This window comes from Candidatus Protofrankia californiensis (genome assembly GCF_900634765.1).
GTDB lineage: Bacteria > Actinomycetota > Actinomycetes > Frankiales > Frankiaceae > Protofrankia > Protofrankia californiensis.
In genome coordinates, this window is record NZ_CAAAFT010000148.1 from 4616 (window position 1) to 12902 (window position 8287).

At 67.4% G+C, this 8287-nt stretch carries 5 protein-coding genes and 1 pseudogene; 2 read left to right on the forward strand and 4 right to left on the reverse strand.

Annotation, left to right across the window (positions count from 1 at the left end; all coding sequences use genetic code 11):
* Positions 1 to 52: 52 nt before the first annotated feature.
* From DD1DGNOD_RS08785 to DD1DGNOD_RS08800, 4 genes are read right to left on the reverse strand one after another with little or no spacing between them, the layout of a single operon-like run.
* Complete coding sequence (locus DD1DGNOD_RS08785) at positions 53 to 733, reverse strand: hypothetical protein (protein WP_131769859.1); 681 nt, start codon at positions 731 to 733, stop codon at positions 53 to 55.
* Between the two features lie 42 nt (positions 734 to 775).
* Entirely contained in the window at positions 776 to 2386 is a 1611-nt protein-coding gene (locus DD1DGNOD_RS08790) for a substrate-binding domain-containing protein (RefSeq protein WP_241251342.1), read from the reverse strand.
* A complete protein-coding gene (locus DD1DGNOD_RS08795) occupies positions 2383 to 3639 on the reverse strand; it encodes a toxic anion resistance protein (RefSeq protein ID WP_241255580.1) in 1257 nt (418 codons plus the stop codon). The genes DD1DGNOD_RS08790 and DD1DGNOD_RS08795 overlap by 4 nt, the downstream gene beginning before the upstream one ends.
* Positions 3639 to 4739 (reverse strand): hypothetical protein, encoded by a 1101-nt coding sequence (locus DD1DGNOD_RS08800; RefSeq protein WP_131769860.1) that lies wholly within the window; start codon positions 4737 to 4739, stop codon positions 3639 to 3641. Before DD1DGNOD_RS08800 ends, DD1DGNOD_RS08795 begins: the two co-directional genes overlap by 1 nt.
* A gap of 468 nt (positions 4740 to 5207) precedes the next feature.
* Between DD1DGNOD_RS08800 and ppdK the strand changes: the two genes are divergently transcribed.
* Together ppdK and DD1DGNOD_RS08810 are read left to right on the forward strand one after the other, a co-directional pair.
* Positions 5208 to 7886 carry a pyruvate, phosphate dikinase gene (ppdK, locus tag DD1DGNOD_RS08805; protein ID WP_131769861.1) on the forward strand — a complete coding sequence of 893 codons (2679 nt, stop codon included), beginning with the start codon at positions 5208 to 5210 and terminating at the stop codon, positions 7884 to 7886.
* A gap of 130 nt (positions 7887 to 8016) precedes the next feature.
* Positions 8017 to 8287, forward strand: a pseudogene (locus DD1DGNOD_RS08810) (YdcF family protein); the annotation flags it as partial.

Genomic DNA, 8287 nt, shown 5'->3' on the forward strand with positions numbered 1-8287 from the left:
CCCTTGACGATCATATGCTGGTGATCGTCAAGGGGATTCGCGTCAGATATGATCATACTGGCGGGTTCGGCAGGTCGAGGTCTGTCGACCCGAACCGGTCTGCAAGGAAGCGTCCGTGGGACAGCAGCTTTGCGGTGTCCCCGGCTGCCGCCGCCTCGGTGACGTCCCGTACGCCCTTTTCCAACAGACCGAGCTGGTCGACGACGACCTCGCGTGGGGTACGCCCGTCGTCCAAACGGTGTGTCTCGGCGTATCGCGCTGGCAGGCCGAGGTAGACCTCCAGTGCGGTCGGCAGGTAGTCGGCGATGGTCCGCACCACCACGAACGCCTCGGGTGAACCGGCGCGCAACAGGTGTGGGCGGTCCAGCACCTCTCGCAGCGCGTCGACGACCCGCGCCGCGGCCGAGGTGATCTCGGCCGGCGCGTGTTCGGCCAGGATCCGCAGCTGCGCGTTGACGACCCTGCGAAGCTCGGCAACGCGCAGCTGGGCACCTGCCGGTGCCGGGCGGGGAGCCGGTGTGACCAGAGCACCTATCGCGTACAGGGCGGCGACGACGAACGGCCACTCGGGTGACCCGAGCACACCGGTGGCGGTCAGTCCCAGCCCGCCGATCGCGCCGGTGCAGCCGGCGATGTTCTTCAGCGATCCGAGCCAGGCCAGCGCCTTCTCGCGGGGTCCGCTGGTGGGCGGCGGTGGCGGCGGGTCAGGCCGTGGCAGCCGGATCGCCGTCACCGGAGCCGGTCCCGACCGGCGGCCTGACTCCCACCGACATGATTACTGATAGCCACGGATGTCCTTGAAGGCGTCCATCAACGGGGATGTCCGCGCGTCGAACGTCGCGCCACCGGTGTCGGTGGCGATCGAGCGCAGGTCGTCCGGACGTGCCTCGCCGAAAATGATGCAGAACGTGCGGACGGCTCGGGCCGCCTGGGGGAGTCCCTGGTAGCCGGCGCGGAACTGCGCGGCTGACAGACCCGTGTTGTTCTCACCGTCGGTCATCAGGACGATCGATGTCAGGTAGCCCGGCTCCCGGGCGATCGCGTCGGAGGCAAGGCGGTACGCATCCGTGAGCGCGGAGTAGATGGCCGTTCCCCCCTCCGCCCGCAGGCCGTCGACGTACGAGCGGATCGCGGCCAGATCCGGCGAGGACGCCTGGGTGTCGGTCACGGTGAACTCGCGTGGCCCTCTGACCGAGCTGTTGAAGAGCAGCAGGGTGATCTTTTCGCGGCCGCGGAACCGGGCGAACCGGCCGGACAGCGAGGTGTCGGTACCGGCGAGTCCCGCCAGCGCGGATGTCAGGTCGGCCAGGCGCTGGCCGGCCATGGAACCGGACACGTCCAGTACGAAGATCGCGTGTGACGGCCGGCGGAAACGGTCGAAGTAGGAGGTGAGCAGCTCGTCGGCGACCGCCTGGGTGGCGGGAAAGGGTAGTTCGAGCAGGGTGGTCGCGGCGAACCGCGGGTCGAGCGCGACGCCTGGGACGGCCGGGCGGCGGTTTGTGTCGGTCTGCAGCCGCCGCTGGACCGCCGGGCTGCGCAGCCAGTTCACCACCCGGGTGTACTCGTCCTGCCGGGCCGGGTCGAGCAGGAGCATGGGGTAGTCGGCCGTGATGATGCCGTCCTTGGGGTAGACGATGGTGAGCGGCTCGCGCAGACGGCCGGAGCGTTGCAGGGACAACAGCACCGATTCGTAATTGATCATTCCGCCGGCGTCCTGAGGCCTGGCGACAAAGGCGTCGGCGAGCCAGCCCGAGCTGCCAGCGGTGAGCGTCTGTCCCGAGAAGAACGACGTCAGGGCGTCGTGGCGGACGTCGGAGGTCCGCAGCGCGTCCGACGTCCCGGCGAGCGCGGCCGCGACACCTACCAGTGCGCTGAACCCGGAGTTGGATGCCGCCGGGTTCGTCATGGCGTACGTCAGCTCGCCGGAGGCGACCTTCGCGGCGACGTCCGCCCAGGTGACATTCGTGCTGCCCGTCCAGCCGAACTTTGTGGCGAGTGAGGTCCGGACGCCGAGGACCACCGGCGATGTCATGATCGGAGTACGGGTGCCGGCCGCTGTCGCACCACCGGGCAACAGGCGCAGGTAACGGTCGGAGGAGAACCATGTGGCGTCCGCGCCCGAGGAACGCCCGATGATTTTCTCGGCACCGTCGAGTGTTCCGGTGTAGGTCAGCTTCACCGTGACCCCGGTGGCCGCGCGCAGGTCGTCCAGCAGCGGCTCGACGTCGGCGATTTCCGACCCGGCGAGTATCCGCAGCACACCCGGTTTGCCCGGGCTGGGTCCCGGCCGCGGGTCGGGATCGGAGCCGCAGGCGGTCACGGTGAACGCGCACGCGCACGCGGCGAGAAGACCGAACGCGACCGCGCGCAGACGGTAGCCGGTCACTGCCCGCCGCCGGAGATCTCCAGCTCCCCGGCCGTGGCCTGGGCGATCTCGGCGGGAGCGGTCGCAGCGGCCCGGTCCAGGTATGCGGCTGCCTTTCCCACCTCGTCGGACAACGCCTCCACCGTGGTCCGCATGGTCGCCAGGGCGGCGGTCTTGTATCCGTCGATCGTGTCGATCGTGGCGTAGATGTTGGCGAACGCCTGCTGGAGGGCCTGCACCGACACGGTCGAGGACGCTGCCTGCCCGTGGATCTCGACGGTCTGCTGCCGCAGCAGCTCCGAGGTGCCGATGATGATGCGCTCGGTCGTCTCGTTCAACGCGGCGATCTGGTCGAGCACCAGCTTCTGGTTGGCCAGGGCCTGCGCGACAAGCACTGCGGTCCGAAGCGCCGCGACGGTCGTCGTGCTGGCCCGGTCCACACCTTTGATCAGTTCGAGGTTGTTGCGCCGGATCATCTCCAGGGCGAGGTAGCCCTGCGCGCTGACCGCGAGCTGGGTGAGCAGGTCCTGGTGTTTCTGCCGCACGTAGAACAGGACGTCCTCGCGAAGTGCCCGTGCCCGGTCCGGATCGCCGGCCTCGATCCGGTCGATCCGGGTGACGAGCTCGGCGTCGAGGTTCGAGGCCAGCTGGGTGTATTCGCGCAGCTTGCCCATGGTCGTCCACAGGTTGTGTTTTTCCTGCTCGATCGCGGCGTTGTCCCGCCGCAGCTCTTCCTGCCCGTTCTGCAGTGAGTGCAGGATCGCGTCCAGATGCGCCTGTGACGACCGGTAGGAGGCGAAGTAGTCCCGCAGGCGGTTCCCGAACGGGATCACGCCGAGCAGTTTTTTCGGGCCCAGCAGGTTCGCCTTGGACGGATCAAGGTCGCTGACCACCCTGCGTAGCTCCACGAGGGACGTCGACACCGACGAGGTCGCGTCAAAGGCACCGGAGTTCATCGCCCGCGTCGGCTTGTCCAGCAGCCGGTTGGACACCGACGCGGACGCGCGGATCTCCTTCTCACCCATCCGGTGCACTGCGGCAACCTTGGACGTGAAGGCGGGCGAGGTCGGGTCGACGCCGACCAGGGCGTCGGCGAAGGCCACCGCCTGGTCGGCCAGGCGCGAAGCCGCTTCCGCGCTGATCGGGACGGCCGGCCCGGCCTGGTCGGGGGTGACCGGCGCGACGGGTGCGGGCGGCACCAGGACCAGCTGCGCGCCGGGGTCGCCCGCACCCGGCGACGGTGCCGGTGTCGGTGTTGTCGGTGGCAGGCTCATCAACCCGGGCCCTTCTTGTACCGTGTCTCGATCTGACTGATCATTCGTTCGGATGTCTCCGCGCTCGGTGGTTCGACGACGTTGACCAGCTGCGGTGCGGGGCTGGTCCTGCGTTCGGCGGCGTACTGCCGGCCGTAGTCGGCGTCCGCGGTGCGGAACCCGTGCCGCACGGCGAGGCGCTGCAGCTGCGGGTCAGTTGTCAGCAGATGTCCGACCGCGTCGCCGGTGGGGGTGAGCGGAACGACGGTGTGTTTGGCGTAGATGGTCGGATTGGGGTACATCAGCACCATCTCACTGGTCAGCGAACCGTCCCTGGCGAGCGCGTGGGCTCTGAACTGGGCTTCATAGATCATGACCATCGGCGTCTTCCCCATGCCGATGGTCATGAAGTCGTCGAACGGCTCCTGGGACGACGCCTCCAGATAGCCCTGTTTGAGAAAGAGGGGCGCGAGCCTGTCCGTGATCCGGTCGGCCGTCCCGGCATCGGTGACGACGTTCCCACCATTGCTCACATAGGACGCGATCGCCAGGTAGAGGGCGGCCGAGTTCGACGTCCGCACGTCGGTCGAGCTGATGAGGATGGACTTGTCGGTCTGGTAGAGGTTGTTCCCGGGTAGCTGCGACCACCGGGTGTCCTTTGCCACCAGGTCGAGATACCTGCGCATGTCGAACAGGTAGTGGTCGCCGTACCGAGTGCTGACACCCGCCGTGGTCAGCAGTGTCGCGATCGGGGAGAAGGTGGCTATCGCCATGGGTGTGAAGAAGGGCACATAGGATGTGCTGATCTTACGATCGCGCCTGATGCGCTCGGCTTGCGGTCCGTCGGCCGGAAAGGCCAGATCGAAACCGGACAGTTCGCGGGTCGTGGCGATCTCACGCGATCCGGCGGAAGTGATCTCAAGTCGGTAACCGGCCCGGTCGAGGGCGGTAACCACGTCCGGATCGGCGAAGAAGGACTGCTTCTCCGACGAGACCAGCGCACGAACCGTGGTCTTGTTCTCGTTCGGAGCGGATCGGGTCCATGGAATAATGATCGCCGCGATGACGCCCAGAGTGAGCAGCCCGGCAAGCGCGAGCCCGAGAACCCGGCGACCTCGCACGGCGTCCTCCTCCGGTGTTGTTGGTCCGAGTGTGTCGGTGTGCATCATGGTCCGTCTGCCATGCCAGACGGGTCCCCGGCTGACGGGGTTTGATATCTGTACGAACTCTGTTCATTGTTCCGATACCTCCAATATCCCTCTCGTTTATCCGGTTGAGAACGCTTTGCCATAAATATGCGGTAATTCCATCACCGGACGAGAACCGACATCGGACGAGTCGTGTCGGTTCGATCGAGAGCATGGCCGGAAGCCACCCGGACGGGGCGAGTCGGACGGATGGTTCTCAAACACGCTTTAAGGCAACCCGGGGCGGTAAGCTCCTGGGCCATCAGGGGCCAATCCGACGGACTGCCGGGCGACAAGTCGGGAGAGGAGTCGCAGATCTGTCTGTGACCTGCGCGAGCCGGGGTGACGTGGCACGGTCGATTCGGCGGTGGTTCGCGGGAGACGGGACACGAGAGGGCGGCCATGACCACCTATGTGTACGACTTCCAGCAGGGGAACAAGGACCTCAAGGATCTTCTCGGTGGTAAGGGCGCCAATCTCGCCGAGATGACGAACATGGGGCTTCCCGTCCCGCCCGGTTTCACGATCACCACCGCCGCCTGTCGTGAGTATCTTGCGCACGGCAAAGAGCCGGACGCGTTGCGCGACGAGGTCGGCGAGCATCTGCGCGCACTCGAACAGACAATGGGCAGGCGGCTGGGTCAGGCCGACGATCCGCTGCTCGTCTCGGTGCGTTCGGGTGCGAAGTTCTCCATGCCGGGAATGATGGACACCGTCCTGAACATCGGTTTGTCGGACGCCTCGGTGTCCGGTCTTGCCAGGCAGTCCGGCTCGCCGCGTTTCGCCTGGGACTCCTACCGGCGGTTGTTGGCGATGTTCGGCAGGACCGTCCTCGGGGTGGCCGGTGAGCTGTTCGACGACGCTCTCGACGCGGCGAAGAAGGCCCGGGGGGCAGGTAATGACCTGGATCTCGACGAGGCCGACCTGCGTGGGCTGGCGGAGACGTTCAAGACGATTATCCGCGACCGGGCCGGACGGGACTTCCCGCAGGACCCCCGGGAACAGCTGGACCTGGCGATCCGGGCGGTCTTCGACTCCTGGAACGGTGAACGCGCCCGCCTCTACCGCCGCCAGGAACGCATTCCCGCGGATCTCGGCACCGCGGTCAACGTGGTCGCGATGGTGTTCGGCAACCTGGGTATGGACTCAGGCACCGGAGTGGCGTTCACCCGGGACCCGGGAAACGGCGACCAGGGCGTTTACGGCGACTATCTGCAGAATGCCCAGGGCGAGGACGTCGTCGCGGGCATCCGGAACACACTGCCGCTCACGGCGTTGGCGTCCATCGACCCGCCCGCGTACGACCGTTTGTTGTCCATCATGGCGACCCTCGAGCAGCATTACCGCGACCTGTGTGACATCGAGTTCACCATCGAACGCAACAAATTGTGGATGTTGCAGACGCGGGTCGGAAAGCGCACCGCCGGCGCGGCCTTCCGGATCGCCGTCCAGCTCGTCGACGAGGGTCTGATCACCATGGACGAGGCGTTGACACGGGTCACCGGTGCCCAGCTCGCCCAGCTGATGTTCCCGCGGTTCGCCGCGGACGGGCGGGCGGACCGGATCGCCCAGGGTATGAACGCATCCCCCGGGGCCGCCGTCGGGCTGGCCGTCTTCGATTCCGACCGGGCTGTGGAACTCGCGGCCGCCGGTATCCCGGTCATCCTGGTCCGCCGGGAGACCAATCCCGACGACCTCGATGGCATGATCGCGGCGCAGGGCGTCCTGACCTCGCGTGGTGGGAAGACCTCGCACGCCGCGGTGGTCGCTCGCGGTATGGGCAAGACCTGTGTGTGCGGGGCCGAGGAGATCGACGTCGACGCCCACTGGCGACAAGCGGTCGCACCGGGTGGTGTCGTCGTCCACGAGGGGGACGTGATCTCGATCGACGGGTCCTCCGGTGCGGTCTACCTCGGTGAGGTGCCGGTGGTGCCCTCCCCGGTCGTTGAGTACTTCGAGGGGAACCTGGTCGCGGACGGTTCCGACCCGTTGGTCGACGCCGTCCACCGGATCATGACCCACGCGGATGGCGCCGCCCGGCTCGCTGTGCGCGCCAATGCCGACACCGCCGAGGACGCCGAGCGCGCTCGCCGGTTCGGGGCCGTCGGTATCGGACTGTGCCGGACCGAACACATGTTCCTCGGCGAGCGCCGGAAGCTGGTCGAACGGCTCATCCTCGCCGACGGTGACGAGGAGGCCGACGCCGCGCTGGCCGCCTTGCTGCCGCTGCAGCGCGACGACTTCGTTGCGATCTTCACGGCGATGGACGGTCTGCCCGTGACGGTCCGGCTCCTCGACCCTCCGTTGCACGAGTTCCTGCCCGACCTCACCGAGCTGTCGGTGCGGGTGGGTGTCGCCACGGCGACCGGCGAGCCTGTCGCGGACGGCGACGCCGCGCTGCTGGCGGCGGTCCGCCGCCTGCACGAACAGAACCCGATGCTCGGGCTGCGCGGGGTGCGTCTCGGACTGCTCATCCCGGGTCTGGTCGCCCTGCAGGTACGTGCGATTGCGGAAGCGGCGGTCATCTGCCGCGGGCGCGGCGGGGACCCGCGTCCGGAGATCATGGTGCCGCTGGTGGGCGCGGTCCAGGAACTGGAGGTTGTCCGCGAGCAGGCCGAGCAGGTGCTCGAAGAGGTCGCCGTGGAGACCGGGGTCGACGTGCAGGCGTTGATCGGTACGATGATCGAGGTGCCGAGGGCGGCGCTGACCGCGGGTCAGATCGCCGGGGCCGCGCAGTTCTTCTCGTTCGGGACGAACGACCTGACCCAGATGAGCTGGGGTTTCTCCCGCGATGACGTCGAGTCGTCGTTCTTCTCCCGCTACCTCGATCTGGGCATCTTCGGCGTGTCCCCGTTCGAGTCGCTGGACCGTGATGGGGTCGGCCGGCTGGTACAGCTTGCAGTCGACGAGGGGCGGGCGGCCCGACCGGAGATCAAACTCGGTGTCTGCGGGGAGCACGGAGGCGACCCGGACTCCGTGCACTTCTTTCACCGGATCGGGCTCGACTATGTGTCGTGTTCTCCGTTTCGTCTACCGGTCGCCCGGCTGGAAGCCGGTCGGGCCGCCATCCTCGACCGCTAGCTGGCCGAAGAGCGTGCGATCATGGTTCTTCGTTCTTCTCGCGCGCTCGGAGACCCCGAGGGGGTAACCCTGTAACTGTGCGACAGACCACCCGTCGTCTTACGCTGATTTGGGCATACTGTGACTGCCTGTGGCTATTACCCTGCGGCAGCGGACAGCGCGATGGTTGCACGCGCGCTGGTGGGTCTGGCTGCTGCGGGTGGTCATGGTCCTTGCCCTCGCCGGGGTGATGATCAGTTTTGTCACGATGATCCAGATATGGGTGGTGGGGCGTTCGGACGATCAGCGCCGGTCGGACGTCCTGATCGTGCTCGGTGCCTCCCAGTTCAACGGTCGCCCGTCCGCCGTGTTCGCGGCCCGTCTCGACCATGCGCTGGCCCTCTACCGCGCCGGTGTCGCTC